Origin of the sequence: Streptomyces kanamyceticus (assembly GCF_008704495.1) — a bacterium.
GTDB lineage: Bacteria > Actinomycetota > Actinomycetes > Streptomycetales > Streptomycetaceae > Streptomyces > Streptomyces kanamyceticus.
The window spans coordinates 8,566,964-8,590,440 of sequence record NZ_CP023699.1; the positions used below are offsets into that span (position 1 = coordinate 8,566,964).

The 23,477-nt window shown below is 71.9% G+C and carries 26 protein-coding genes; 16 read left to right on the forward strand and 10 right to left on the reverse strand.

Annotation, left to right across the window (positions count from 1 at the left end; translation table 11 throughout):
• Positions 1 to 64: 64 nt before the first annotated feature.
• The gene (locus CP970_RS37230; protein WP_055549233.1) at positions 65 to 493 is read right to left on the reverse strand and encodes a type II toxin-antitoxin system Rv0910 family toxin; all 429 of its coding nucleotides are present in this window, start codon (positions 491 to 493) and stop codon (positions 65 to 67) included.
• 280 nt (positions 494 to 773) lie between these two features.
• Between CP970_RS37230 and CP970_RS37235 the strand changes: the two genes are divergently transcribed.
• The gene (locus tag CP970_RS37235; protein ID WP_079043629.1) at positions 774 to 1,667 is read left to right on the forward strand and encodes a putative protein N(5)-glutamine methyltransferase; all 894 of its coding nucleotides are present in this window, start codon (positions 774 to 776) and stop codon (positions 1,665 to 1,667) included.
• A 48-nt stretch (positions 1,668 to 1,715) separates the two neighbouring features.
• Here CP970_RS37235 and CP970_RS44430 read toward each other — a convergent pair whose 3' ends face one another.
• Positions 1,716 to 1,904 carry a hypothetical protein gene (locus CP970_RS44430; RefSeq protein ID WP_191094996.1) on the reverse strand — a complete coding sequence of 63 codons (189 nt, stop codon included), beginning with the start codon at positions 1,902 to 1,904 and terminating at the stop codon, positions 1,716 to 1,718.
• Between the two features lie 195 nt (positions 1,905 to 2,099).
• Between CP970_RS44430 and CP970_RS37240 the strand changes: the two genes are divergently transcribed.
• The 3 genes from CP970_RS37240 (at position 2,100) to CP970_RS37250 (ending at position 4,995) form a co-directional block, all read left to right on the forward strand.
• Positions 2,100 to 2,651 (forward strand): Clp protease N-terminal domain-containing protein, encoded by a 552-nt coding sequence (locus CP970_RS37240; RefSeq protein ID WP_055549231.1) that lies wholly within the window; start codon positions 2,100 to 2,102, stop codon positions 2,649 to 2,651.
• Between the two features lie 129 nt (positions 2,652 to 2,780).
• Complete coding sequence (locus tag CP970_RS37245) at positions 2,781 to 3,875, forward strand: EamA family transporter (RefSeq protein ID WP_107098974.1); 1,095 nt, start codon at positions 2,781 to 2,783, stop codon at positions 3,873 to 3,875.
• A 151-nt stretch (positions 3,876 to 4,026) separates the two neighbouring features.
• Complete coding sequence (locus tag CP970_RS37250) at positions 4,027 to 4,995, forward strand: DMT family transporter (RefSeq protein ID WP_055549229.1); 969 nt, start codon at positions 4,027 to 4,029, stop codon at positions 4,993 to 4,995.
• Positions 4,996 to 5,071: 76 nt separating this feature from the next.
• Here CP970_RS37250 and CP970_RS37255 read toward each other — a convergent pair whose 3' ends face one another.
• On the reverse strand, positions 5,072 to 5,773 hold the full coding sequence (locus tag CP970_RS37255) for a pyridoxamine 5'-phosphate oxidase family protein (protein WP_055549227.1): 702 nt from the start codon (positions 5,771 to 5,773) through the stop codon (positions 5,072 to 5,074).
• 109 nt (positions 5,774 to 5,882) lie between these two features.
• Here CP970_RS37255 and CP970_RS37260 point away from each other — a divergent pair, with 109 nt between their 5' ends.
• Complete coding sequence (locus CP970_RS37260; protein ID WP_055549225.1) at positions 5,883 to 7,214, forward strand: aminotransferase class I/II-fold pyridoxal phosphate-dependent enzyme; 1,332 nt, start codon at positions 5,883 to 5,885, stop codon at positions 7,212 to 7,214.
• Between the two features lie 30 nt (positions 7,215 to 7,244).
• Here CP970_RS37260 and CP970_RS37265 read toward each other — a convergent pair whose 3' ends face one another.
• A complete protein-coding gene (locus CP970_RS37265; protein ID WP_150494470.1) occupies positions 7,245 to 8,285 on the reverse strand; it encodes a DMT family transporter in 1,041 nt (346 codons plus the stop codon).
• Between the two features lie 74 nt (positions 8,286 to 8,359).
• Between CP970_RS37265 and CP970_RS37270 the strand changes: the two genes are divergently transcribed.
• A complete protein-coding gene (locus CP970_RS37270; protein ID WP_150494471.1) occupies positions 8,360 to 9,262 on the forward strand; it encodes a LysR family transcriptional regulator in 903 nt (300 codons plus the stop codon).
• Positions 9,263 to 9,277: 15 nt separating this feature from the next.
• Here the strand turns inward: CP970_RS37270 and CP970_RS37275 are convergent, their stop codons facing one another.
• Positions 9,278 to 9,745 (reverse strand): pyridoxamine 5'-phosphate oxidase family protein, encoded by a 468-nt coding sequence (locus tag CP970_RS37275; RefSeq protein WP_055555755.1) that lies wholly within the window; start codon positions 9,743 to 9,745, stop codon positions 9,278 to 9,280.
• Between the two features lie 141 nt (positions 9,746 to 9,886).
• Here CP970_RS37275 and CP970_RS37280 point away from each other — a divergent pair, with 141 nt between their 5' ends.
• Positions 9,887 to 10,522: a cysteine hydrolase gene (locus CP970_RS37280; protein ID WP_055555757.1), complete on the forward strand. Its 636-nt coding sequence runs from the start codon at positions 9,887 to 9,889 to the stop codon at positions 10,520 to 10,522.
• A 20-nt stretch (positions 10,523 to 10,542) separates the two neighbouring features.
• Here the strand turns inward: CP970_RS37280 and CP970_RS37285 are convergent, their stop codons facing one another.
• The gene (locus CP970_RS37285) at positions 10,543 to 11,031 is read right to left on the reverse strand and encodes a Rieske (2Fe-2S) protein (protein WP_224058920.1); all 489 of its coding nucleotides are present in this window, start codon (positions 11,029 to 11,031) and stop codon (positions 10,543 to 10,545) included.
• Between the two features lie 32 nt (positions 11,032 to 11,063).
• The gene (locus CP970_RS37290) at positions 11,064 to 13,205 is read right to left on the reverse strand and encodes a S9 family peptidase (protein ID WP_055555776.1); all 2,142 of its coding nucleotides are present in this window, start codon (positions 13,203 to 13,205) and stop codon (positions 11,064 to 11,066) included.
• 64 nt (positions 13,206 to 13,269) lie between these two features.
• On the opposite strand from CP970_RS37290, the gene CP970_RS37295 reads away from it, so the two are divergent.
• From CP970_RS37295 to ung, 6 genes are all read left to right on the forward strand, one after another.
• Positions 13,270 to 14,061: a HipA family kinase gene (locus CP970_RS37295; RefSeq protein WP_055555762.1), complete on the forward strand. Its 792-nt coding sequence runs from the start codon at positions 13,270 to 13,272 to the stop codon at positions 14,059 to 14,061.
• Positions 14,058 to 14,456 carry a DUF3037 domain-containing protein gene (locus CP970_RS37300; RefSeq protein WP_055555764.1) on the forward strand — a complete coding sequence of 133 codons (399 nt, stop codon included), beginning with the start codon at positions 14,058 to 14,060 and terminating at the stop codon, positions 14,454 to 14,456. The genes CP970_RS37295 and CP970_RS37300 overlap by 4 nt, the downstream gene beginning before the upstream one ends.
• A 193-nt stretch (positions 14,457 to 14,649) precedes the next feature.
• The gene (gene fabG / locus CP970_RS37305; protein ID WP_055555766.1) at positions 14,650 to 15,411 is read left to right on the forward strand and encodes a 3-oxoacyl-ACP reductase FabG; all 762 of its coding nucleotides are present in this window, start codon (positions 14,650 to 14,652) and stop codon (positions 15,409 to 15,411) included.
• Positions 15,412 to 15,428: 17 nt separating this feature from the next.
• A complete protein-coding gene (locus tag CP970_RS37310; RefSeq protein WP_055555768.1) occupies positions 15,429 to 16,184 on the forward strand; it encodes an SDR family oxidoreductase in 756 nt (251 codons plus the stop codon).
• Positions 16,185 to 16,387: 203 nt separating this feature from the next.
• The gene (locus CP970_RS37315) at positions 16,388 to 17,941 is read left to right on the forward strand and encodes an ABC transporter substrate-binding protein (protein ID WP_055555779.1); all 1,554 of its coding nucleotides are present in this window, start codon (positions 16,388 to 16,390) and stop codon (positions 17,939 to 17,941) included.
• Between the two features lie 117 nt (positions 17,942 to 18,058).
• Positions 18,059 to 18,742 (forward strand): uracil-DNA glycosylase, encoded by a 684-nt coding sequence (ung, locus tag CP970_RS37320; protein WP_055555770.1) that lies wholly within the window; start codon positions 18,059 to 18,061, stop codon positions 18,740 to 18,742.
• A gap of 2 nt (positions 18,743 to 18,744) precedes the next feature.
• Here ung and CP970_RS37325 read toward each other — a convergent pair whose 3' ends face one another.
• The gene (locus CP970_RS37325) at positions 18,745 to 19,155 is read right to left on the reverse strand and encodes a DUF3224 domain-containing protein (protein ID WP_055555772.1); all 411 of its coding nucleotides are present in this window, start codon (positions 19,153 to 19,155) and stop codon (positions 18,745 to 18,747) included.
• Positions 19,156 to 19,256: 101 nt separating this feature from the next.
• On the opposite strand from CP970_RS37325, the gene CP970_RS37330 reads away from it, so the two are divergent.
• Both CP970_RS37330 and CP970_RS37335 read left to right on the forward strand, forming a co-directional pair.
• Complete coding sequence (locus tag CP970_RS37330; RefSeq protein WP_055555774.1) at positions 19,257 to 20,234, forward strand: helix-turn-helix transcriptional regulator; 978 nt, start codon at positions 19,257 to 19,259, stop codon at positions 20,232 to 20,234.
• Positions 20,235 to 20,322: 88 nt separating this feature from the next.
• The gene (locus CP970_RS37335) at positions 20,323 to 20,811 is read left to right on the forward strand and encodes a tetratricopeptide repeat protein (RefSeq protein WP_055555781.1); all 489 of its coding nucleotides are present in this window, start codon (positions 20,323 to 20,325) and stop codon (positions 20,809 to 20,811) included.
• 60 nt (positions 20,812 to 20,871) lie between these two features.
• On the opposite strand, the gene CP970_RS37340 is transcribed toward CP970_RS37335, so the two are convergent.
• Positions 20,872 to 21,357 (reverse strand): flagellar biosynthesis protein FlhF, encoded by a 486-nt coding sequence (locus CP970_RS37340; protein WP_150494473.1) that lies wholly within the window; start codon positions 21,355 to 21,357, stop codon positions 20,872 to 20,874.
• A 204-nt stretch (positions 21,358 to 21,561) separates the two neighbouring features.
• The gene (locus CP970_RS37345) at positions 21,562 to 22,155 is read right to left on the reverse strand and encodes a TetR/AcrR family transcriptional regulator (protein ID WP_055555032.1); all 594 of its coding nucleotides are present in this window, start codon (positions 22,153 to 22,155) and stop codon (positions 21,562 to 21,564) included.
• A 109-nt stretch (positions 22,156 to 22,264) separates the two neighbouring features.
• On the opposite strand from CP970_RS37345, the gene CP970_RS37350 reads away from it, so the two are divergent.
• Entirely contained in the window at positions 22,265 to 23,464 is a 1,200-nt protein-coding gene (locus CP970_RS37350; protein ID WP_055555034.1) for an FAD-dependent monooxygenase, read from the forward strand.
• Positions 23,465 to 23,477: the final 13 nt, after the last annotated feature.

Consider the following 23,477-nt stretch of genomic DNA (forward strand, 5'->3'; position numbering starts at 1 on the left):
GGTGCTTCGTGGTGGTGTTTCGCCGTGGTGCGTCGTGCTGGTGCTTCGCCGTGGTGCGCGTGCGTCAGGTGACAAGGCCCCGCAGTTTGCGCAGCGACTCGTCGAGCGCGGCGGTCGCCGAGTCCTTGAGCTTGCCCGCCATGAGGGAGACGGCCGCGCCGGTGAACTCGCCCTCGATGCGGACCACCGTGGCCGTCCCGTCGGGGGAGAGCGTGTGGCGGGTGCCGACGTTGACGCCCATCGGCCCCTTGCCCCTGATGGCCAGGGTGCGGGCGGTCTCCAGCTCCTCGACGGTCCAGTTCACCTCGGCGGGGAAGCCCATCAGTTTCATGTTCTCCGCGAAGGTGCCGCCCACCTCCAGGGTGGCCGGGCCGCCCTGGGGGAAGCTCGTGTGCGTGGAGTTCCACTCGCCGTACGAGGAGAAGTCGGTGAGTTGGGCCCAGACCTTCTCGGCGGGGGCGTCGATCCGTGCTTCCGCGCTGACTTCGGCCATGCGGCACCTCTTCCCGTCGGGTGCTGCGACGGCCGCAGCTACGGTGTCGCGGAACGTAGCGGCAGGGCCTGGAACATTCAATACTGATGAACCGTCAGATCCGTGCGGCGAGGGGTTGGGGTACTGTTCCCTTGCTCCGCGACGGACGCGGACGACGGCTCTGGGAGGTGAGACCCATTACCGCAGTAGTTGGTCGGGTGCTCTCCTCTCGCGACCGCGCGGTTCACCCGGCATAGGTGACCGAGGGAGCCCCATCGGGATCCCGGAAGGTTTTCTTCGCATGTCGGTTTCTGAGTCTTCTCCCGTTTCAGATTCTTCCCCGGTCTCAGGGTCTTCTCCGGCTTCAGGGTCTTCTCCGGTTTCGGCCGTGGCTCTGGCCGTACCCAGTTCGTCGCCGTCCTTCCCCTCCGTCGTCGCCGCGTTGCGCGCCGCAGGGTGCGTCTTCGCCGAGGACGAGGCGGAACTGCTCCTCTCCGCGGCGCGCACCCCGGCCGAACTGGCCGCCTTGGTGGAGCGCAGGGCGAGCGGATTGCCCCTCGAACACGTCCTCGGCTGGGCCGGGTTCCGCGGACTGCGGATCGCGGTGGACCCCGGGGTCTTCGTGCCGCGCCGCCGTACCGAGTTCCTCGTCGAGCGGGCCATCGCGCTCGCCGCGTCCGGTCCCGGAGCCGTACCCGTCGTCGTCGATCTGTGCTGCGGCTCTGGCGCTCTCGGCGCCGCGCTCGCCGCCGCCCTCGGGCCCGTCGAGCTGCATGCCGCCGACATCGACCCCGCGGCGGTGCGCTGCGCCCGCCGCAACGTCGCGGCCGTCGGGGGCACGGTCTATGTGGGCGACCTCTACGATCCGCTGCCCGCCGCGCTCCGCGGCCGCGTCGGCATCCTGCTGGCCAACGTCCCGTACGTCCCCACCGAAGAGGTCGGCCTGCTGCCCGCCGAGGCGCGCGTCCACGAGGCGCGGGTGGCGCTCGACGGCGGCAGGGACGGTCTTGACGTGCTGCGCCGGGTGACCGCGGAGGCGGCCGAGTGGCTGGCGCCCGGCGGCCATCTGCTGTTCGAGACGAGCGAGAGCCAGGTGGCGGCGGCGCGCGCGGCCGTCGAGCGTGCCGGGCTGGTGGCGCGGGTGGTCGAGGACGAGGAGCTGTACGCGACGGTGGTCGTCGGCACGCGGCCCTAGCCGACACCTGGTGAGGTGGTCCTCGGCTGACCTCCGGCGAGGCGGCCCTCAGCCGACCCGTCGTATCAGCGCCGCGTCGAAGAGGTCCGACGCCCTCGGGAACGGGCCCTCGTCGTGGCAGTGCCAGGCCTCCCAGAACAGGTCGGCGGGCAGTGCGTCGTCGGGTGCGTACACCCGGTACACGTACTGCCTGCCGTCGATCGCCGGCAGGGCGACCATCCAGCACCTGCTCTCCATGCTTATGGGACGAGTGCCGCCGCACGATGGTTGCGCGACGGGCGCGAGACAAGGCGGCTCGCGCTCCTGCGCGAAGATCGGGCGGATCTCATCCGTAAGGAGGACAACCGACGCGGGCGTGCCCAACTTGTGTCGGACGCGAAGATGCTCCCCGCCGCCGATGCATATGCCCCCGGGGGTTGATGTGGTGGGAGAGTGCAAAGTCGTACCCCGCCGGGCGCCGAGCCCGGCTCCACCCGCGCAGAACTCGACTCCTTGCTCAGTGCTGAGCTGACGTCGGTGGTGGCCGGCGCGCGCCGACGCGCGGTGCGTGACGGGGACCGGCAGATCGACACCGCGCACCTCCTGCACTCTCTGCTCGAATCCGACCCCGCGGTCCGTGCCGTCTTCGGTGACGGCGGACAGGTGGTGCGGCTCCTCGGCTATCTCGTGCAGCGCAGCATCGGCTACGGCCTCCAGTGGCAGGGCACCGTCGAGGATTCCGGAGCGGTGCCGTTGGTCACCTCGGTGAAGGAGGCGGGCTGGTCGCCCGCCGCCGCCACCGCGATGGAGACGGCCCTGGACCGCGCCGAACTGCGCGGCGATCCGCGCGCCCTCGGCATGGACCTGCTCGCGGGTCTCGTCACCGACCCGGAGTGCCGTGCGGTCGAGGTCCTCGGGCGTGCGGGGGTCGACGTGCCGCGCCTGCTGGTCCGGGTGGACGCCGAATGCCAGGAGTACGCCGAGGAATACGGCACGGGCTCCTGACCCTCCCGCTTCCCGCTCTTCCACGCCCTCTACGAAGCGTGTACGTCCCGTCAAAGGCGTGCGCGTCCGCCGATTGAGACAGGCGCCACAAGGGGTGACGCTCATGACGCCTCCTGCCATGATGTGCCGGTGCAAGAGGCTCAGGGGACTCAGGGGACAGCGGAGAACCGGGGGAGGGGCGTCGGCCTGGGGCTCGCCCTGGTGGCGGCGGTCGCCTTCGGCGGCTCGGGCGTCGCGGCGAAACCGCTGATCGAAGCGGGTCTCGACCCGCTCCACGTGGTGTGGCTGCGGGTGGCGGGCGCCGCCCTGGTGATGCTGCCCGTGGCGTGGCGCCACCGCGGCCTCCTGCGGAGCAGGCCCGCCCTGCTCGCCGGGTTCGGCCTCCTCGCCGTCGCGGGCGTCCAGGCCTGCTACTTCGCCGCCCTTTCGCGGATCCCCGTCGGTGTCGCGCTGCTCGTCGAATACCTCGCCCCGGCGCTCGTCCTCGGCTGGGTGCGCTTCGTGCAGCGGCGGCCCGTGACGCGCGCGGCCGCCCTCGGTGTGGTGCTCGCGGTCGGCGGGCTCGCCTGCGTCGTGGAGGTGTGGTCAGGGCTGAGCTTCGACGCCGTGGGACTGCTGCTCGCGCTCGGCGCCGCCTGCTGCCAGGTCGGCTACTTCATCCTCTCCGACCAGGGCAGCGACGCGGGCGACGACGCCCCCGACCCGCTGGGCGTCATCGCGTACGGCCTGCTCGTCGGCACCGTCGTGCTGACCGTCGTCGCGCGCCCGTGGGGCATGGACTGGTCGGTGCTCACGGGACGCGCCGACCTGAACGGCACGGCCGTCCCCGCCTGGCTGCTGCTCGGCTGGATCGTGCTCGTCGCCACGGTCATCGCCTACGTCACCGGGGTGCTGTCCGTGCGCAGGCTCTCGCCGCAGGTCGCGGGCGTGGTGGCCTGCCTCGAAGCCGTCGTCGCGACGGCCCTGGCCTGGATCGTGCTCGGCGAACACCTCTCCGCGCCGCAGATCGTCGGGGGCGCGGTCGTCCTCGTGGGAGCGTTCATCGCCCAGGTCTCGGCACCGGCGAAGCCCGTACGAGCCGCGGAGCCTTCGCAGCCTGCGGAGTCTTCAGGGTCTTCAGGGTCCTCAGGGTCCTCAGGGTCCTCAGGGTCTTCGGAGTCTTCGGAGGCGGGTGGAGTTCCGGCATCCGAAACGGAGTTGTCGCGCAGTGGCACCACCTCCTAGGGTGCGGCTCATGCACGCACGAGCGCTCGTTCTTCCGCCCCCCGCCGCCTAGCGCGGGGCACTCACGGATCACGCCCAGGCCGGTGGCCGGGCGGAACGGTGCTGCCCGCAGACGGAGCCCAGAGCCCATCTCTTCTGCGGAGAACTTCTCGTGTCGAATGCCATTGCCGTTCCCGGCCTGCCCGTCGGGCGTGGCCTCCTCTCTCTGATCGTCGCCGGAATCGCCTGGGGCACCGCGGGTGCCGCCGCGTCGCTGGTCTTCCGGGACAGCGACATGGGGCCGGTGAGCCTCTCCTTCTGGCGCTGCGCGGGCGGCTTCGTGCTGCTGCTCGCCGCGCGTACGGTGCGGTCGCGCGGGACCAGGTCGTACGACGCTGCTGCGCGTGAGCCGCTGGGTCGCAGGATCCGGCGGATCGCCGTGACGGGCGTGGCCCTCGCGGTGTTCCAGACCGCCTACTTCGCGGCCGTGCGGGAGACCGGCCTCGCGGTCGGCACCGTCGTCACCATGGGATCGGGGCCCGTGCTCATCGCGCTCGGTGCCCGAATCGCCATGGGGGAGCGGCTCGGACGCGGCGGAGTGGTCGCCGTCGTGGGCGCCCTCGCCGGTCTGGTGGTGCTCGTGCTCGGCGGTGGTGACGCGGCCGTGCGGCCCGTCGGCGTGGTGTGGGGGCTCGCCTCCGGAGCCGCCTACGCGGCGATGACGCTGGTCACCCGGTGGTGGGGGCGGGACGGCGGCGCCGACTCGTCCGACACCACGGTCTGGGCGTTCGCCGTCGTCTCGCTCTGCCTGCTGCCGCTCGCCGCGGCCGAGGGCCTCGTGCCGCACACCGCGGAACCCGCGCGCGTGGGCGTCTACTTGCTGTACATCGCGGCCGTCCCGACAGCGGTCGCGTACGCGCTGTACTTCGCGGGCGCGGCCGTCGTCCGCTCCGCGACCGTCTCCGTGATCATGCTCCTCGAACCGGTGAGCGCCGCGGCCATCGCGGTCGCGCTGCTCGGCGAGGACCTGACGGTGGCGACCGTGGCGGGCACGGTGCTGATGCTGGCCGCGGTGACGGGGCTCGCCGTCGCGGAGGCGCGGGGGGCCGTGGCCGCGCGGCGGGTCGTGGCGCCGGTGTAGTCGGTCGACACGTCCGGGGCCAGGTTCTCCGTACGGATCTTCCGTACGTGCGGCGGCCCGGCCCCGGGCTGCGCCATCAGGCCAGGTAGTCCGGCACCTCGATGCCGGGGGCGAGGTCGGCGGAGGGGATCAGGGCGTCGTAGCCCTTGCGCAGCGGGACGACTCCGGCCCAGTGGGAGAGGTCCATGTCCTCCGGCTCGTCGTTCGGGCCGCCGGTGCGCGCCTTCGCCGAGACCTCGTCGAGGTCGAGCCGGAGCACGGCGGTCGCCGCGAGCTCCTTGGCGTTGGCGGGGCGCGAGTCGGCGGTCCGGCCCGGCACCACGTGGTCGACCAGCGAGTCGAGCGCGGCCCGCTTCTCCTCGGGGTCCGTGACCTGGTAGGCGGTCCCGTGCACCACTACGGAGCGGTAGTTGATCGAGTGGTGGAAGGCGGAACGGGCCAGGACGAGGCCGTCGACATGCGTCACCGTCAGGCAGACCTTAAGGCCCGGGTCCGCCTGCTCCTGACCGGCACCCGCCATGCGCAGCGGCCGCGATCCCGTCGAACCGTGCACATAGAGGCGGTCGCCCACGCGTCCGTAGAGCGTGGGCAGGACGACGGGTGCCCCATCGCGTACGAAGCCGAGATGGCACACGTAGGCCTCGTCGAGTATCCGGTGGACCGACTCCTTGTCGTACGAAGCGCGTTCCTTCGAGCGGGTGGGGACCGTGCGGTCGGTCGGTGCGTAGGCGGCGCTGTCCTGCGAAGTGGTGTCCGTGGTGGTCTGCGTCGTCTGCATGGCTCTCCCTGTACTGCTTGCTGCGCGTGCTGTGCCGCGTGTTCGCCGTGGTCCGCTGCTCCAGTGCGTCGACTTGGCACTTCGATTGCACTAGTGCATAATGTGGTTTGTGCTAGGAGAGTATCCGATCAGAGGTCGGCGCGCAGCTGAAATCGCTGCCAGTGTGGAGACCGCCGTGGGTGACGGCGGCCTGGAGCCGGGGCAACTGCTGCCTCCCATGCGGGAGTTGGCCGATCGGCTCGGCGTCAATCCCAATACCGTGGCGGCCGCCTATCGCACCCTGCGCGAGCGGGGAGTGATCGAGACCTCGGGGCGGCGCGGCAGCCGCATCCGTCCCAAGCCCGCCACGACCGCCCGTGAGGCGATCCGGGTGGACGCGCCGCCCGGCGTGCGGAACGTCTCCCAGGGCAACCCCGATCCCCGGCTGCTGCCCGCGCTCGCCGACGCGTTCGCGGCGGCCGCGGCACAGGGCGACAAGGAACCCGTGCTCTACGGAGAGGACGCCGTGGACGCGGACCTCGCCCGCCACGCGCGCGTGGCCTTCGACGCCGACGGCGTCCCGGACGGTCCCGTCGCCGTCACCTCCGGATCGCTCGACGCCATCGAGCGGGTGCTCGCCGCCCACCTCAAGCCCGGCGACGCGGTGGCCGTGGAGGACCCGGGCTGGGGCAGCCTGCTCGACCTCGTGTCGGCCCTCGGGCTGCGCGCGGTCCCGGTCGGCGTGGACGACGAGGGGCCGCTCCCGGCCGACGTGGAACGGGCCCTTGCGGGCGGCGCCCGCGCGGCGATCGTGACGGACCGCGCCCAGAACCCCACCGGGGCCGCCGTCGGCACCGCACGCGCGCGTGCCCTGCGCGAGGTGTTCGCCGCGCACGAGGACGTGCTGCTCATCGAGGACGACCACGGTCACGGCATCGTCGACCTGCCGCTGCATCCGCTGGCAGGCGTCACCCGCAGCTGGGCCCTGGTCCGCTCCACCGCCAAGGCGTACGGCCCCGACCTGCGGCTCGCTGTCCTCACGGGGGACCGTGTCACGGTCGACCGACTGCAGGGGCGCCAGCGGCTCGGGCCCGGCTGGGTGAGCCTGGTGCAGCAGCGCGCCGTCGTGCGGCTGTGGGCCAGCGGCGCCGTGGACGCGCGCGTGGTGGCCGCCTCGTACGGGCGGCGCAGGGACGCGCTGATCGTGGCGCTCGCCGAGCGGGGCATCCCGGCGTACGGGCGCAGCGGCATGAACGTGTGGATCCCGGTGCCGGACGAGACCGGGGCGGTCGCCAGGCTGCTGCACTCCGGGTGGGCGGTCGCCCCGGGGGCGCGCTTCCGGCTGAGCGCGCCGCCCGGTGTGCGGATCACCGTGGCGGCGCTCGCCGACGAGGACGTTCCGGTGGTGGCGGAGGCCGTCGCCGCGGCCACGGGGCCCGCTCCGGCGCGGCGTTACGACTGACGGCGTGGCGCTACGGGGCAGGGCGCGATGTCACGGCCGACGGCGTGCGGTCGGTGTGGTGCGCGGCCGGGACTGGGTGAGTGCCGCGCCTGCCAGGACGATCACCGCGCCGACCGGTGTCGACCAGCTCAGGGACTCGCCGAGCACGGCGACGCCCGCGGCGGTCGCGATGACCGGGATGAAGTACGTGACCATTTGGGCGGTGGTCGGGCCGATCTCGGCGACCAGGGCGTACTGGAGCAGGAAGGCGAGCCCCGTGCCGATGGCGCCGAGAGCCACGATCGCCAGCAGCGGTACGACGGGGAAGTGCGTCGGCATCGAGGTGAACAGCGGTGTCACCACGGCCAGTTCTGCCGTCGCGACGAGCAACTGGGCCCCGGACAGGGAGAGAGTTGAGTGCCCCGACCTCGCGAGGGTGCGGCGCACGTAGATCCAGCCGATCGGGTAGCTGAGCGAGGCGAGCAGCGCCATCGCTGTGCCGCGCGGGTCGAGCCCGCTGAAGCCCTGCCAGGCGCCGAGCACGGTGAGCACCCCGAAGAAGCCGATGCCGAGACCGGCGACCCGGCGCCGCGTGGGCCGGTCCTCGGAGAGCGCGACCAGGGAGAGCGCCATGCCCCAGAGCGGCGAGGTGGCGTTGCAGATCCCCGCGAGGGTGGACGGAATCGTCAGCTCCGCGTACGCGAAGAGCGAGAACGGCAGGGCGTTGAGGAGGAAGGCGGCGACGGCCAGATGCCCCCAGGTCCGCGCGCCGCGCGGCAGCCGCTCGCGCTTCACGACGAGCACTGCGGCGATCACGACGGTGCCGAACGCGAGTCGCCCCAGGGTCACTTGGAAGGGTGCGTACCCGTCCGTGCCGACCTTGATGAGCAGGAAGCTGAAGCCCCAGATCAGCGAGAGGGTGCCGAAGCGGATCCGCCAGTCGAGGGCGCGGCGCCCCGGCGTCGTGGAACCGGGGGTGACGGTCTCGCGGCCGGTGACTGCGAGGGCCGGGGGAGTCGGGGCAGTCGAGGGGGCCGAGGGAGTCGAGGGGGCCGGGGCGATCGGTTGGGACGGCGGGGTGACGGTGCTCATGCGTCACACGATGCGCCCGACAATCTCGTAGCACAATCGAGATTTCTTGCCTGGTATCGCGTAGCATCGCTTATATGTTGAATCTGGAGAGGCTGCGCACCCTCGACGCCCTGGCCCGGCACGGCTCGGTGAGCGGAGCCGCCGCGGGCCTCCATGTCACGACGTCGGCGGTCTCCCAGCAGATGACCAAGCTGGAGCGCGAGGTGGGCCAGCAGCTCCTCGCCAAGAACGGCAGAGGGGTGCGCCTGACCGACGCCGGGAGCCTGCTCGCCGAGCATGCCGCGCGGATCCTCTCGCAGGTCGAGCTCGCCCAGGCGGACCTGGAGGAGCAGCGCGGCAAGGCGGTCGGCGAGCTGCGCATGTCGGCCTTCCCGACGGCCATGCGCGGCCTGATGCCCGCCACGCTGTCCGCCCTGCGCGCCGACCACCCGGGGCTGCGCGTCGGCTGCCACGAGATGGAGCCGCTGCCCGCGGTCGCCGCCGTGGTGCGCGGCGACATCGACCTGGCCGTCGTCCTCGACTGGTACAACAAGCCGATGCCGATTCCGGACGGCCTCGTCAAGGCCCCGCTCCTGGACGATCCCGCCGATGTCGCGATGCCCGCGGCGCACCCGCTCGCGGACCGTGCCGAGGTGGACCTGGAGGAGTTCGCGAACGACGAGTGGATCACCTGGGCGGAGGGCGAGTTCTGCCACGAGTGGCTCATGTTCACGCTGCGCGGCAAGGGCGTGGAGCCCCGTATCGCGCACCGCGCGGAGGAGCACCACACCCAGCTCGCGCTGGTCGCGGCGGGCCTCGGAGTGTGCGTGGCACCGCAGTTGGGGCGCGACCCGATGCCCGCGGGCGTGCGGACGGTTCCGGTGCGCCATCGGGTGCGGCGCCATGTGTACGTGGTGTGGCGCGCGGACGCCGACCGCCGCCCGTCGATCAGGGCGGCGGTGGAGGCGCTGCGGGCGGCGGGGGCGGGGTTGCGGTAGCCCGGCGGCTCCGCCTCACAGGTCCGCCAGTTTCCTGAAGTCCCAGGAGGCGACCGCGTCCGGCGTGAGGCGGATCCAGGCGTGGCGGCCGTCGTGCGGCATCGCGTCGAGGCCGAACACTCGCTGGGCGAACAGCCGCTCCGGGGCGTCGAGTTCGGGGCACGGCTCGCCGCTGCGCGGGGACTCGCCGACGAACTCCACCGTGCCCGAGAGCTCGACGCCGCGCAGCTCGTCGTACCTCACCCCCGTGTCGATCACCACGGCGATCCGCTGGTCGTGGCGGAGATCGGACCAGCGCTTGCTGCGGGTGACCGAGTACAGCCACAGGGACGCGCCGTCCCAGACGAACCAGAGCGTGCTGACGTGCGGCGCGCCGTCGGGGGACACCGTCGCCACCCGGCAGGTGCGCTCCGTGCTGAGGAACTCGTCGAGCTCGTCCGGCGTCATCATGATGCGGCGGCCCCGGCGCTGTGTGACAGCCATGCGTCGTCCTCCCGATGAGGTATCTGACTGTGTGTCAGGAAATCATGCGGGCTCTTCCTTCGTGGCGCAATGGCCGTTAGCCTCGCGCGGATTCCGGGCGCCGGACGTCCCGGACGTCCGCGACACGCGACAGGGGAAGCCATGCCGTCGTACGAACAGCTCAGGGAACTCCTCGACCCGGCCGGCACGGCCCTGTTGACCGTCGAGTGCCAGCAGGGCGTCGTCGGCACGGAGAGCGCGCTGCCGGAACTCGCCGAGCAGGCAAGGACATCCGGGGCCCTCGGCAACGTCGCGCGCCTGGTGGCAGGGGCTCACCAGAGCGGCGTACAGGTGCTGCACGCGGTCGCCGAGCGGCGGCCCGACGGGCGTGGCGCCAGCCACAACGCCCGGCTCTTCCGCGCCGCGGCGCGCCTTCCCGTACAGCAGCTGTCCGGGACGAAGGCCGTCCGGATCGTCCCGCCGATCGAGGTGGCGGACGAGGACCTCGTCGTACGCCGACTGCACGGTCTTTCGCCCATCGCGGGCACCGATGTCGACCCGCTGCTGCGCAATCTGGGCTGCCGCACGCTCATCGTCACCGGGGTCTCGGCCAATGTCGCCATCCCGAACGCAGTGTTCGACGCGGTGAACCTGGGCTACAGCGCCGTCGTGCCCGCCGACGCCATCGCGGGAGTGCCCGCCGACTACACACCGATGCTGGTCCGCAACACCCTCGCCCTGGTCGCCACCGTCACCACCACCGAGGACGTGCTCGGCGCGTGGAAGCGGCCGCGCTGAGCCCCGTACGCGCACGCGGGTCAGGCCAGCTTGATCGAGTCGCCGTCCACGGAGATGTCCGCGGGCGGCAGCGGACTCGGCGCGGGCGGGTGCTTCACGCTGCCGTCCGAGATGTCGAACTTGCTGCCGTGGCACGGGCAGTTGATGGTGCCGCCCTCGACGCTCGTCACCGGGCACCCTTTGTGCGTGCAGCGGTTCGAGAACGCCTTGAATTCACCCTTGGCGGGCTGGGTGACCACCACGCCCTCAGCCTTGAAGATCTTGCCGCCGCCCACGGGGATGTCCGAGGTCCTGGCGAGCACGGTCCCCCCGGCACCGCCCTTCTGGGGCGCGTTCGCACCCGTGGGCTCTGTGGAGTCCCCGGAATCCCCAGAATCCCCGGAGCCGTCGCCGCACGCGGTGAGCGCGGCGGCGAGCCCCGCGGCGCCGAGCGTGGCCACGACGGTGCGGCGGCACGGTCCCGAGGGGGACGTGGCGTGACCGGAGGTGGGCATGTCGTGAGTCGTCATGCCCAGTGGTACGCGGCCGCGTGCCGCTTTGTTCACACGTTCAAGGTCTTTCCCAGGAAGTCCAGTTCGAGCCGCAGCAGGTTCGCCGCCACGTCCTCCTGGGTCACCAGATGACCCGCCCCGGGCAGCGGCAGCACGGTGTGCGGCCGTCCGGCGGCCAGCAGCGCCGCGGAGAAGCGCAGCATGTGGACCGGCAGCACGTTGTCGTCGGACAGACCGTGCACCAGCATCAGCGGCCGCTCCAGGCGGTGCGCGTGCGCGACCAGTGAGCACTTCTCGTACGCGGACGCCTGGATGTCGGGGTGCCCGAGGTAGCGCTCCTTCCAGTGCGTGTCGTAGAGGCGCAGATCCGTGGGGGCCGCGCCCGCCACCGCCGTGTGGAAGACGTCCGGGCGGTGCAGCACCGCGCCCGCCGCGAGGAACCCGCCGAAGGACCAGCCGCGGATGCCCACCCGCGCCAGGTCGAGATCGTCGGGGAAGAGCTCGGCGGCGGCGTGCAGCGCGTCCACCTGGTCGTCGAGCACCGGGGTCAGCTGGTCGCCGTGCACCGCCTTCTCCCAGGCGTGCCCGCGCCCCGGCGTGCCGCGCCCGTCCGTGATCAGCACCGCGTAGCCCTGCTCCGCGAACCACTGCGCCACGATCGTCCACCACCCGCGCGCGTGGACCACGAGTTGGACTCCTGGACCCGCGTAGGGGCAGAGCAGCACGGGCAGCTTCGCGGATCCTGGCGCGTGCCAGGACGGCAGGTACAGCGTGCTGCGCAAATCCCGCTCCCCAAGGGCGAGGTGCCGGGGCCGGGGCGTCACGACGGGTTCCTCGGCGAGCACCGCGATCCGCCCCACCCGCTCGCCCCCGCGCAGCACGGTCACCGTCTGCCCCTCGGGCGTCCTGCTGTCCAGGACCACGGTGTCGCCCCCGACGGCGGCCGTGTGTACGCCGGGTCCTTCGCTGACCTGTCGCAGGGACCCGGTGCGGCGCCGGACATCGGGTTCGTCGTCCGCGTGGTCGAACGACCAGACGTGGATCTCCGTGGGCTCGTACGACGCCGTGAACCACACTCGCTCGTCCGTGCTGCCGAGGACCTCGTGCACGTGGAGGCCGGACGGCGTCAGCGTGCTGCCCACCCGCAGGCCGCGCGTCTGGTCGCGCGGGTGCCAGGGTTGCACGGGACGGCCGCTCTCCAGGCGAAGAGGCGTGCCCGGCATCAAGTCCAGCCACGCGTGGTCCCGTCGGTGCGAAACCATCTGCGTCTCGCCGCTCTCCGGATCGACCTCCAGGACGTACAGCGAGCGCTGGTCGCGGGTCTGGACGGTGATCAGCGGGCCATGGGCGTCCCAGTGCGCCGTGGGGACGTACTCGAAGGCGCCGTCCGTCCACTCCTCGGTGATGTGGTACTCCTCCGACACCCGCTCCGGAGTGCGCACCTCGACGCGTGTGCCGTCCATGCGCATCACGTGCAGCGACGTCTCGGCGTTGGCCGTGCCCGCCGCCGGGTACCGGATCGCGCGCGGCGGCAGCTCGGGGTGGGCGGGGTCCGACAGCCACCAGCGCTGTACGGAGGAGGTGTCCACGCGCGCGACGAGCAGCGCGTCGCTCCCCGGTGACCACCAGAACCCCCGCTGCCTGTCCATGGACTCCGCGGCGACATGGTCGGCGAGGCCGTACGTGATCTCCGCGTGTTCCGGTTCGGCGAGCGCCCGGTCGCCCGTCCCGTCGATGCCGACCACCCGCAGCGCGCCCCCGGTGACGTACGCGACGAGCGTCCCGTCGGGCGAGGGGCGCGGGTCGACCACGGGCCCCGCCGTGCGGATCCTGCGCGGTGCGCCGCCGGACGTTTCCACTACCCAGAGGGCACCGCCCAGCGCGAAGGCGGCCACGCGCGCGTGGAGGTCGGTCGCGAAAGCCACCACTCCTTGTGACGCTTCCCGCGCGCGCTCCCTGCGTACGCGCTCGGCCTCGGGCACCGGGCCCGCCTCGCCGAGGCCCAGCGGATCCGCGAGCATCCGCTCGTTGCCGTCCTCGAACACCCACAGCCTGCTGACCGGATCGTCGCCCGCCGTGGAGCGTACGAAAAGGACCCGCTCGCCGTCGGGGGAGACCGTGAACCCCCGCGGGACGCCGAGCGAGAACCGTCGGGTGCGGGCGAACTGGCGAGGAAGATCGGGGGAGTCCATGCCGGGCACTGTAGGCAGCGGGCCGTGTGATCGAACAGCATGCATCCGGCAGTAATCTGAGCGCATGCTCACCGAACTCACCGCGGTCCGCTACGTCACCCCCCTGCGGGAGGGCGGATCGCTGCCCGGAGTCGTCGAGGCCGCTGACGACCAGGGCGCGTACGGGACGTACGTCATGAAGTTCACCGGCGCGGGGCAGGGGCGCAAGACGCTCGTCGCCGAGGTGATCTGCGGGGAGCTCGCGCGCGGGCTGGGGCTGCGCATGCCGCGGCTCGTCCAGATCGCACTCGACCCGGTGATCGGCCTCGGGGAGCCCGACGAGCAGGTGCAGGAGCTGCTCAAGGCCAGCGGCGGGCTCAACCTCGGCATGGAGTTCCTGTCGGGCGCGCTCGGCTTCGACCCGCTCGCCTTCGACGTGGATCCGGTGGAGGCGGGCCGGGTGCTCTGGTTCGACGCCCTGATCAACAACGTGGACCGGTCCTGGCGCAACCCCAACCTGCTCCGCTGGCAGGGCGACCTGTGGCTCATCGACCACGGCGCGAGCATGATCTGGCACCACAACTGGCGCACCGCGGAGACCGCCGCGGCCAAGGCGTACGACGCGTCCGACCACGTCCTCACCCCCTTCGGGCCCGATGTGGCGGCGGCCGCCGAGCGGCTCGCGCCGCTGGTCACCGAGGAACTGCTCGCCGAGGTCACCGCTCAGGTGCCCGACGCGTGGCTGGTGGACGAGCCCGGCTTCGAAACGCCCGACGACGTGCGCCGCGCCTACGCGGCGACGCTGCTGCCGCGCGCCAAGACCGTCCACGAGCGGATCATCCTGCCGGGGACCGACCTGAAGGACGCCACGAAGTGACCGAGCAGAGCGCGCCCGAACGGCACGTCTTCGAGTACGCGCTGGTGCGCGTGGTGCCGCGGGTGGAGCGCGGCGAGCAGTTCAACGCGGGCGTGGTGGTGTACTGCCGCGCCAAGTCCTACGTCGGCGTCCGCACGCACCTGGACGAGGCCAAGCTGCGCGTCCTGGACCCCGAGGCCGACGCGGACGGCATCCGGGCGGCGCTCGGCGCCGTCGAGCGGATCTGCGCGGGCGGCGAAGCGGCCGGGCAGGCCGAGCGCGACGAGGCGGGCCGCCGCTTCCGCTGGCTGATCGCACCGCGCTCCACGGTGGTCCAGCCGGGCCCCGTGCACACCGGTCTCACGGCGGATCCCACGGCCGAGGCGGACCGCCTCCTCGACCTGCTCGTCAGGTGATCTCGCGCCCGCTCGTCAGGTGAGCGCGGACCCGCGCGGCAGGTAAAGAAGCACAGCATGAATCACAGCCTCCTGTGAGCCGTTGACACCCGGTGCCAGGGCTTCTAGCGTCTCGTCCTGCTGAAGGTACTAAGCGGTCGCTCACCATCGGGGCGTACCGTGGAGCCGCACCCCAAGGGCGAGGAGAACCAGCATGTCCAGCACTGAGCAGCGCGTCGCGATCGTGACCGGAGCCGCACGAGGCATCGGCGCGGCGACCGCCGTACGGCTCGCCGCCGAGGGCCGTGCCGTGGCCGTCATCGACCTCGACGAGGCCGCCTGCAAGGACACCGTCGCGCAGATCACCGCGGCCGGTGGCAAGGCGCTCGCCGTCGGCTGCGACGTGTCCGACGAGGCCCAGGTCGAGGCGGCCGTCGCCCGCATCGCCGCGGAGCTCGGCGCACCCACGATCCTCGTCAACAACGCCGGCGTGCTCCGCGACAACCTCCTCTTCAAGATGAGCGCGGGCGACTGGGACACGGTCATGAACGTGCACCTGCGCGGCGCGTTCCTGATGTCCCGCGCCGTCCAGAAGCACATGGTGGACGCCACGTTCGGCCGGATCGTCAACCTCTCCTCGTCCTCGGCGCTCGGCAACCGGGGCCAGGTCAACTACGCGGCGGCCAAGGCCGGTCTGCAGGGCTTCACCAAGACCCTCGCCAAGGAGCTCGGCAAGTTCGGCGTCACCGCCAACTCCGTGGCCCCCGGCTTCATCGTCACCGAGATGACCAAGGCCACCGCCGACCGCGTCGGCATGGACTTCGAGGAGTTCCAGGTCGCGGCCGCCACCCAGATCCCGGTGCAGCGCGTCGGCCGCCCCGAGGACATCGCCAACGCCATCGCCTTCTTCACGGGTGACGCGGCGGGCTTCGTCTCGGGGCAGGTCATGTACGTTGCCGGTGGCCCGCTCAACTGACCTGGAAGGCAGAGATCATGGCAGTGCAGGACAGTGGGAAGGCCGCACTCATCACGGGTGCGAGCCGCGGCATCGGATACGGCATCGCCGAGGCGCTGGTCGCCCGCGGAGACCGGGTCTGCATCACCGGGCGCAACGAGGACACCCTGAAGGAGGCCGTCGAGCGGCTCGGCTCCGACCGGGTCATCGGCGTCGTGGGCAAGGCCCATGACGAGGCGCACCAGGCGGTCGCCGTCGAGCGCGCCATGGAGGCGTTCGGCCGGGTCGACTTCCTGGTCAACAACGCCGGTACGAATCCGGTGTTCGGGCCGATGGCCGACATGGACCTCAACGTGGCGCGCAAGGTCTTCGAGACCAACGTCATCTCCGCGCTCGGCTTCGCGCAGCAGACCTGGAGGGCCTGGCAGAGCGAGCACGGGGGCGCGATCGTGAACATCGCCTCCGTCGCCGGTGTCTCCCCCTCGCCCTTCATCGGGGCGTACGGAATGAGCAAGGCCGCCATGGTCAACCTCACCCTTCAGCTCGCGCACGAGTTCGCGCCGAAGGTGCGCGTGAACTCCATCGCGCCCGCGGTCGTCAAGACCAAGTTCGCCCAGGCGCTCTACGAGGGCCGTGAGGAAGAGGCGGCGGCCGCCTACCCGCTCGGCAGGCTCGGCGTGCCGGAGGACATCGGCGGCGCCGCCGCGTTCCTCACCTCCGCGCAGTCCGACTGGATCACGGGCCAGACACTCGTGGTCGATGGCGGCATCTTCCTCAATGCGGGCGTCGGCTGACGAAGCCCGCACAAGGGGTGAGTACGCCGCCAAAAGCGACGTACACGCGCATCAAGTGCCCCGTCGGCGCCCGGAGTTGGCCCGGCGGGGCACTGCGATATTGTCTCCCGACCCCCTGACATGGCCGACCGAGGAGCGTGCGCGTGTTCAGTGAAACTCCCCTTGCGAAGTGGAAGAGGGGTCGGCGCCACGTGGCGGCGCTCATGTCCATATCCCTGCTTGCGGGATGTGGCGTGCTGTCCTCCGAAGGGTCCGACGAGGAGGAGCAGATCACGGTCGGCACGATGAGCGCGCCCAGCACGCTCGACCCGGCGAAGGCGTGGGACAGCTCCTGGGAGCTGTACAGAAACGTTTTTCAAACCCTCCTCAGTTTCCCCTCGGGAGCCACCGAGCCGGAGCCGGACGCGGCCGAGTCCTGCGGGTTCAAGGACTCCGCCAGTACGGTCTTCACCTGCGAACTCCGCGAGGGACTGCGGTTCTCCGACGGCGACGAGCTGGACGCGGCGGCCGTGAAGTACTCCTTCGACCGCATGCGCGTCCTCGACGAGAAGAAGATCGTCAAGGGCGGTCCCATGGGACTGCTCGGCTCGCTCGACAAGGTCGAGACCAAGGGGAAGCGGACGGTCATCTTCCGGCTGAAGAAGCCGGACGCCACCTTCCCGTTCGTGCTCGCCACACCGGCCATGTCGATCGTCGATCCGCAGGAATATCCGGCGGACCGTCTTCGCGAGGGCAACGAGGTCACCGGATCCGGCCCGTACACGCTCCAGGCGTACGCGCGCAACGAGAAGGCCGTGCTGGTCAAGAACGACAGCTACAAGGGCGCGGCCGACATCAAGAACGACGCCGTCACCATCCGCTACTTCCAGAAGTCGTCCGCGATGGTCGACGCCCTCAAGGCGAAGCAGATCGACGTGACGTTCCGCGGACTCGACTCGCGGGACATCGTCACCATGCAGGGCAAGGGCCGGCGCGAGCAGGACATCGAGCTGGTCGAGGGCGCGGGCACCGAGATCCGCTACCTGGTGTTCAACACGAAGGACCCGTGGGCCAGGAAGCTGCCCGTGCGCCGGGCCTTCGCGCAGCTCGTCGACCGCGGGGCGATCGCCCACAACATCTACCAGGACACCGTCGAGCCGCTGTACTCGATGGTCCCCAGGGGACTCACCGGGCACGCCACCGGGTTCTTCGACGAATACGGGAACCCCAGCGCCGCCAAGGCCAAGCGGATCCTCACCCAGGCGGGCATCAACGAACCCGTCCCGCTCACCCTCTGGTACACCTCCGACCGCTACGGCTCCGCGACCGCGAAGGAGTTCGCCGAGCTGAAGCGGCAGCTGGAGGCGTCGGGGCTCTTCGAGATCACGCTCAAGAACCGCCCCTGGACCGAGTTCCAGGAGGGCTACAGCAAGGGCGAGTACCCCGTCTTCGGCCGCGGCTGGTTCCCCGACTTCCCCGACGCGGACAACTACATCGCACCGTTCGTCGGCCCCAAGAACGTGCTCAACACGCCCTACCCGTCCCGAGAGATCACCGATCAGCTGCTGCCGCGCGAACGCAGGGAGGCCGACCGCGGCGCCGTGATCGGCGACTTCGAACGGGCGCAGGAGATCCTCGTCGACGACGTGCGGCTGCTCCCGCTGTGGCAGGGCAAGCAGTACATCATGTCCAGCGAGGAGATCGCGGGCGGCGAGCGGGCCCTGGACCCCTCGGCGATCATGATGATGTGGGAGCTGCAGCGGAAGACCAGCTGGTAGGCGGCGGGCGGGCGGGCGACGCGCGACGGGCCTGGCCGTTCGGGGCAGCGGGTCGATTGTCAGTGGGCGCCGGTAGGTTCTGTGGTGAGAAGTGACCGCACACCGGAGGTTGTTGACGTGACCGACATCGCCATGCTGCCCGCGTCCTGGCGCGGAGTCCTCGGCGAGGAGCTGCAGAAGCCCTACTTCAAGGAGCTCACCGAGTTCGTCGAGGAGGAGCGGGCGAAGGGTCCCGTCTTCCCTCCGCGTGACGAGGTCTTCGCCGCCCTCGACGCGACGCCGTACGACCAGGTGAAGGTCCTGGTCCTCGGCCAGGACCCGTACCACGGCGAGGGCCAGGGGCACGGCCTCTGCTTCTCCGTGCGCCCCGGTGTGAAGACCCCGCCCTCCCTGCGCAACATCTACAAGGAGATGAAGGAGGAGCTCGGCCACCCCGTGCCGGACAACGGCTATCTGATGCCGTGGGCCCAGCAGGGCGTCCTGCTCCTGAACGCGGTGCTCACGGTCCGCTCCGGAGAGGCCAATTCCCACAAGGGCAAGGGCTGGGAGAAGTTCACGGACGCGGTGATCCGCGCGGTGGCCGAGCGCCCCGACCCGGCCGTCTTCGTGCTCTGGGGGAACTACGCCCAGAAGAAGCTCCCCCTCATCGACGAGGAGAAGCACGTGGTCGTGAAGGGCGCGCACCCCTCGCCGCTCTCCGCGAAGAAGTTCTTCGGCTCGCACCCCTTCACGCAGATCGACGAAGCGGTGGCCGCGCAGGGGCACGAGCCGATCGACTGGCGGATCCCCGACATCGGCTGAGCTCAGCCCTCAAGGGCGTAGTCGAAGGAGTACGGGGAAGTGGGCCGCCCGCCCTGTGCGGTGAATGAACCGGCGCCGGTGAGCCCCCTCAGCTCGCCGGTCGCTGAGTCCGAAAGCACGGTGAAGGCGCAGTCGATGCTGCCGTCGGCACGGAAGGCGCCGCGCTGCTCGATGACGAACGACCCCGTGCGGCCGTCGAGCGTGCCGTCGATGAACTCGTAGCCGACGAAGGTGCCGACCGTCTCGCTCGTGTACGCGATGGTGTACTCGCACGAGGTGCCCGCGGCCGAGATGCCGCCCGCGTAGTCATTGGTGACGGCGGCGTGCGCGATGCGGGCGCCGCCGTCCGCTCCGGCGACGGGCTTCTCGTCCCACTGGGCGAAGGTGAAAGTGCCGGTGAGCTGCGTGGACATGGTGTCCTCTCGGTGCGGAGGGCCCCTGGCGGGCCGCTCTGAGGAAGATCCTCGCGGCTGTACCTGACACCTTCTGTCAGGTACCGGTGCAGACTTGGCGCATGCGTGCCGACCGGCTTCTCGCCCTCCTCCTGCTGCTCCAGAACCGCGGGCGCATGAGCGCACCCGAACTCGCCGAGGAGCTGGAGGTCTCGGTCAGGACCGTCTACCGGGACGCCGAGGCGCTCGCCGCCTCCGGAGTGCCCGTGTACGCGGAGCGCGGCCCCGCGGGCGGCTTCCGGCTCATGGACGGCTACCGCACACGGCTGACCGGGCTCACGGACGACGAGGCCGACTCCCTCGCCCTCGCCGGTATGCCGACGGCCGCGGCCGAGCTCGGACTCGGTGCGGAACTGGCCACCGCCCAGCTGAAGTTGGCCGCCGCGCTGCCCGCGGGCCTCAGCGAGCGCTCCCGGCGCATCCAGGAGCGCTTCCACCTCGACGCGACCGCGTGGTTCCGCACCGCGGAACCCGCGCCGCTGCTCGACCGGGTCGCCGACGCCGTGTGGCGCAGGCGGCTGCTGCGGGCGCACTACCGGCGCTGGGGCGGCGAGACCCAGCGCGTGCTGCATCCCCTGGGCCTCGTCCTCAAGGCGGGCAACTGGTACTTGGTGGCGTCCGCGTCCGCCGACGGCGTCGTACGGACGTATCGGGTGTCGCGGTTCCTGGAACTGACCGTGACGGAGGAGGAGTCCGCCGAGCGCCCCGAAGGCTTCGACCTCGCGACGTACTGGACGGAGGCGTCGCGCGGCCTGGAGGCGCGGGTGCTGCGCGGCACGGCGCGGCTCAGGGTCTCGCCCGCGGGTCTTCGGCTGCTGCCCGCGCTGTTCGGGGCGGCGGGGGACAGGGCCGTGGCCGGGGCGACCTACGCCGACGCGGACGCGGACGGCTGGGCCGAGGTGGACCTCGACGTGGAGGAGTTGCGGGTCGCGGTGGCCGACGTCCTCCGCCTCGGCCTCGAAGCCGAAGTGCTCGGGCCGCCGGAACTGCGCGCGGAAATGACGAGGTGCGTCACCGGGCTGGCCCAGCGGTACGCGTGAGAGCCCCGCCCGCGAACGTGCCTGACCGCGATTGTCAGTGGCTGCGGCTAGCGTCGTGGACGACGGGCGGACGAGTGCGGAGGACGCGGTGACGGAACAGCGGGAGCAGACGGCGGAGGACGCCATGATGACGCGCATCGGGCAGGCGGTCATGCTGCATCACGGCGGTGACCGCGAGGAGGCACAGGGCCGTTTCCTCGTCCTGTGGGGGGAGATCGGCGAGGAAGGCGACCCGCTGCACCGCTGCACGCTCGCGCACTACATGGCGGACACGCAGGAGGACCCCTCGGCCGAACTGGCGTGGGACCTGCGGGCGTTGTCGGCGGCGGACGAGCTGACCGACGCGCGGCTGAACGAACACCACCACTCGCTCGCCGTGCGCGGGTTCTACCCCTCCCTGCACCTCAATCTGGCCGCGGACTACGTGAAGCTCGGGCGGCCGGGTGCGGCGCGCAGCCATCTGCGCCGGGCGCGCGGAGGGGTCGGCGCCCTGGGGGACGACGAGTACGGGAACGGCATCAAGACGGCCATCGCGCGGCTTGAGCGGGAGGTGGGGGAGGGGAGCGAGGAGGAGTGACCGGCGGCGGCGTAGGTCTGTGACGGTCCGTCATCGGCAGTGCAGTTCTATGACGGTCCGTCACCGACCGTACGTCTCACGGCAGATGACCGCCTGGGGGCTGTCCGGGTCCCAGCCGCCGTAGGTCTCGCCGAGCGTGCACGTGTCCGCACCCGGCGCGGCGGGTCGGGTCGCGGGAGTGGGGCGGGTGGCGCTCGCGTCGGGCCGGGCCGAGGCAGGCCCGCGCACCGGGACCGGCGCCGGGCGTGCGGGGCGGGGCGTGCGGGACGGCGCGGCAGCGGGGGTGTTGGCCCCGGGCTCCTCCTCCGCCGCTGCGCGCGGGTGTGGCTGTGGGGACGGGGGAGGGCCCATGCGCTCCAGCGCCTCTCTGGCAGGGGCCTGCACGATCTGCGGACGGCTCCTGCCGTCGGTCCGTGCCGCGCTCGGCTGTGCGGTCGCCCCTGCCGGTTCGGTGGGGGCGGGCCGCGCGACGCTCACGCACCCGGTGACAGTGGCCGAAACGGCCACGGTGAGCAGGAGCGCGGCGGTGGTCGTCGGTCGATGCACCCGCCCAACTCTGCGGCGCGCGCGGCCGATCGGGGTGCGAACGGGGCAGGTTGCCCCGCACGGGTGACGGGGCGAGGGCCGGGCCCATGAGGTGCTCGGGCTCCATGGGTGCCGGACTCGCGTGGGTGCTGGACTCGCGTGGGCGCTGGACTTGCGCGGGCGCCGGACTCGCGTGGGCGCTGGACTTGCGCTGGCGCGCCGCCCTCACCCCTCCAGCATCCCCCGCAACAACTCATCGAGCCCCGCCCGCACCTCCTCCTCCGTCGGGACCGCCGCGTGGAACGAGCCCGCCACGCACGAGAACATCAGGCCGTCGCACCAGGCCACCAAGGAGAGCGTGTGCCGTTCGGGAGCCGGTGAGCCCGCCGCCCGGAGCAGGGCTTCCAGGGGCTCTCTGAACTGCCTCCCCGCCGCGTCGTAGTACGCGCGGAGCTCCGGCCTGCGCGTCGCCTCCAGGGCCAACTCGTAGCGGGATACGAGGAGTTCGCGCGAGTCGCCGGTCAAGTAGCGGTGCAGGGCCAGGGCGAGGGCGCCGGTCAGGGCGGCGCGGCCGTCGGCCGGGTCCGGCATTTCGGTCGGGGTCAGGATCGCCGCCTCGCGTTCCGCCTGACGGCGCACCGCCGTCTCCAGGAGGGCGAGGCGGGTGCGCGCGTGATTCGACGTGGAGCCCTGCGGAAGTCCCGCCGCCTCGTCGACGGCCCGGTGCGTGAGGCCGCGCATGCCGCGCTCGGCGAGGAGGGCGAGTGCCGCGTCGGCGATCAGTTCGGTGCGGGATGCCCCCGCGCTGCGTACGGACATGAGGGAACCCTACCGCCACTGACTACACCTGTAGTACGTTCCTCATGTCGCTCACTACAGGTGTAGTTGAGCGTGGGTGGGCACGACGAAGCACTACGGAGGAGTAGCCATGAAGCAGCCCCACGCGGTCGTCATCGGCGGCGGCATCGGTGGACTCACGGCCGCCATCGGCCTGCACCGCACGGGGTGGCGCGTCACCGTCCTGGAGCGCGCCGCCGCACTGGAACCCGTCGGCGCGGGCATCGGCCTCGCGCCCAACGCCCAGCGCGCACTCGACGTCCTCGGCCTCGGCGACCGGGTCCGCGCGCTCGCGGCCTGGCAGGGAGTCGGCGGCATGCGCGCGCAGAACGGCCGGTGGCTGGTGCGCACGAGTGCCGCCGAGGCCGAAGGGGCGTACGGCGGAAGCCTGGTGATGCTGCACCGCGCGACCCTCGTCGACCTGCTCGTCGCCGAACTGCCCGAGGGCGCGCTGCGCACCGGGACGAGCGCCCGCCTCACGGATACCGGCGCCGCGGACCGCCCGGCCGTCGTCGCCACCGAGGACGGCGACATCGAGGCGGACCTCGTCGTCGGCGCGGACGGCATCAACTCGGCCGTGCGCGACGTCCTCTTCCCCGGCCACCCCGGGCCCGTCTACGCCGGGTTCACCGCCTGGCGATTCGTGATCCCCGCACCGGGCGAGCCCTTCGCCCCGCACGAGACCTGGGGGCGCGGCGGGGTCTGGGGCACCCAGCCGCTGAAGGACGGCAGGGTGTACGTGTACGCCACGGCCCGCGTGCCCGAGGGAGGCGCGGCGCCCGACGGCGAGCAGGCCGAACTGGCGCGCCGCTTCGCCGACTGGCACGACCCGATCCCGGCCATCGTCGCCGCCGCGCGGCCCGCCGACATCCTGCGCAACGACGTCCGCCACCTCGCCACGCCGCTCGCCGAGCACCACCGCGGCCGCGTCGTCCTGGTCGGCGACGCCGCGCACGCCATGACGCCGAGCCTCGGGCAGGGCGGCAACCAGGCCATCGAGGACGGGGTCGTCCTGGCCCACCACGCGGCGGCGGGCGCCGACCTCTTCGCGGGACTGGCCGCCCACAGCGCGGCCCGCGTCCCGCGCACCACCGAGATCGTCCGGCGGGCCGCGCGCGCGTCGCGGGTCACGCACCCGACGAGCGCCCCGCTCATCGCCGTACGCGACGCCCTGGTCTCGACGGCGTCGCGGCTCGGCCCGAACTTCATCCTGCGCGGTTTCGCCTCCATCGCCGACTGGCGTCCTCCGCAGGCCCCGTATGCTGCGGGAACGGCGGGACAACGGCAGTAGACAGCGGCAGTAG

Coding starts and splice junctions, on each gene's coding strand:
- CP970_RS37350 (WP_055555034.1), top strand. CDS start 22,265: ATGAAGCAGCCCCACGCGGTCGTCATCGGCGGCGGCATCGGTGGACTC.
- CP970_RS37315 (WP_055555779.1), top strand. CDS start 16,388: ATGTCCATATCCCTGCTTGCGGGATGTGGCGTGCTGTCCTCCGAAGGG.
- CP970_RS37235 (WP_079043629.1), top strand. CDS start 774: ATGTCGGTTTCTGAGTCTTCTCCCGTTTCAGATTCTTCCCCGGTCTCA.
- fabG (WP_055555766.1), top strand. CDS start 14,650: ATGTCCAGCACTGAGCAGCGCGTCGCGATCGTGACCGGAGCCGCACGA.
- CP970_RS44430 (WP_191094996.1), bottom strand. CDS start 1,904: ATGGAGAGCAGGTGCTGGATGGTCGCCCTGCCGGCGATCGACGGCAGG.
- CP970_RS37270 (WP_150494471.1), top strand. CDS start 8,360: ATGTTGAATCTGGAGAGGCTGCGCACCCTCGACGCCCTGGCCCGGCAC.
- CP970_RS37325 (WP_055555772.1), bottom strand. CDS start 19,155: ATGTCCACGCAGCTCACCGGCACTTTCACCTTCGCCCAGTGGGACGAG.
- CP970_RS37265 (WP_150494470.1), bottom strand. CDS start 8,285: ATGAGCACCGTCACCCCGCCGTCCCAACCGATCGCCCCGGCCCCCTCG.
- CP970_RS37285 (WP_224058920.1), bottom strand. CDS start 11,031: ATGACGACTCACGACATGCCCACCTCCGGTCACGCCACGTCCCCCTCG.
- CP970_RS37295 (WP_055555762.1), top strand. CDS start 13,270: ATGCTCACCGAACTCACCGCGGTCCGCTACGTCACCCCCCTGCGGGAG.
- CP970_RS37275 (WP_055555755.1), bottom strand. CDS start 9,745: ATGGCTGTCACACAGCGCCGGGGCCGCCGCATCATGATGACGCCGGAC.
- CP970_RS37290 (WP_055555776.1), bottom strand. CDS start 13,205: ATGGACTCCCCCGATCTTCCTCGCCAGTTCGCCCGCACCCGACGGTTC.
- CP970_RS37310 (WP_055555768.1), top strand. CDS start 15,429: ATGGCAGTGCAGGACAGTGGGAAGGCCGCACTCATCACGGGTGCGAGC.
- CP970_RS37255 (WP_055549227.1), bottom strand. CDS start 5,773: ATGCAGACGACGCAGACCACCACGGACACCACTTCGCAGGACAGCGCC.
- CP970_RS37330 (WP_055555774.1), top strand. CDS start 19,257: ATGCGTGCCGACCGGCTTCTCGCCCTCCTCCTGCTGCTCCAGAACCGC.
- CP970_RS37345 (WP_055555032.1), bottom strand. CDS start 22,155: ATGTCCGTACGCAGCGCGGGGGCATCCCGCACCGAACTGATCGCCGAC.
- CP970_RS37280 (WP_055555757.1), top strand. CDS start 9,887: ATGCCGTCGTACGAACAGCTCAGGGAACTCCTCGACCCGGCCGGCACG.
- CP970_RS37230 (WP_055549233.1), bottom strand. CDS start 493: ATGGCCGAAGTCAGCGCGGAAGCACGGATCGACGCCCCCGCCGAGAAG.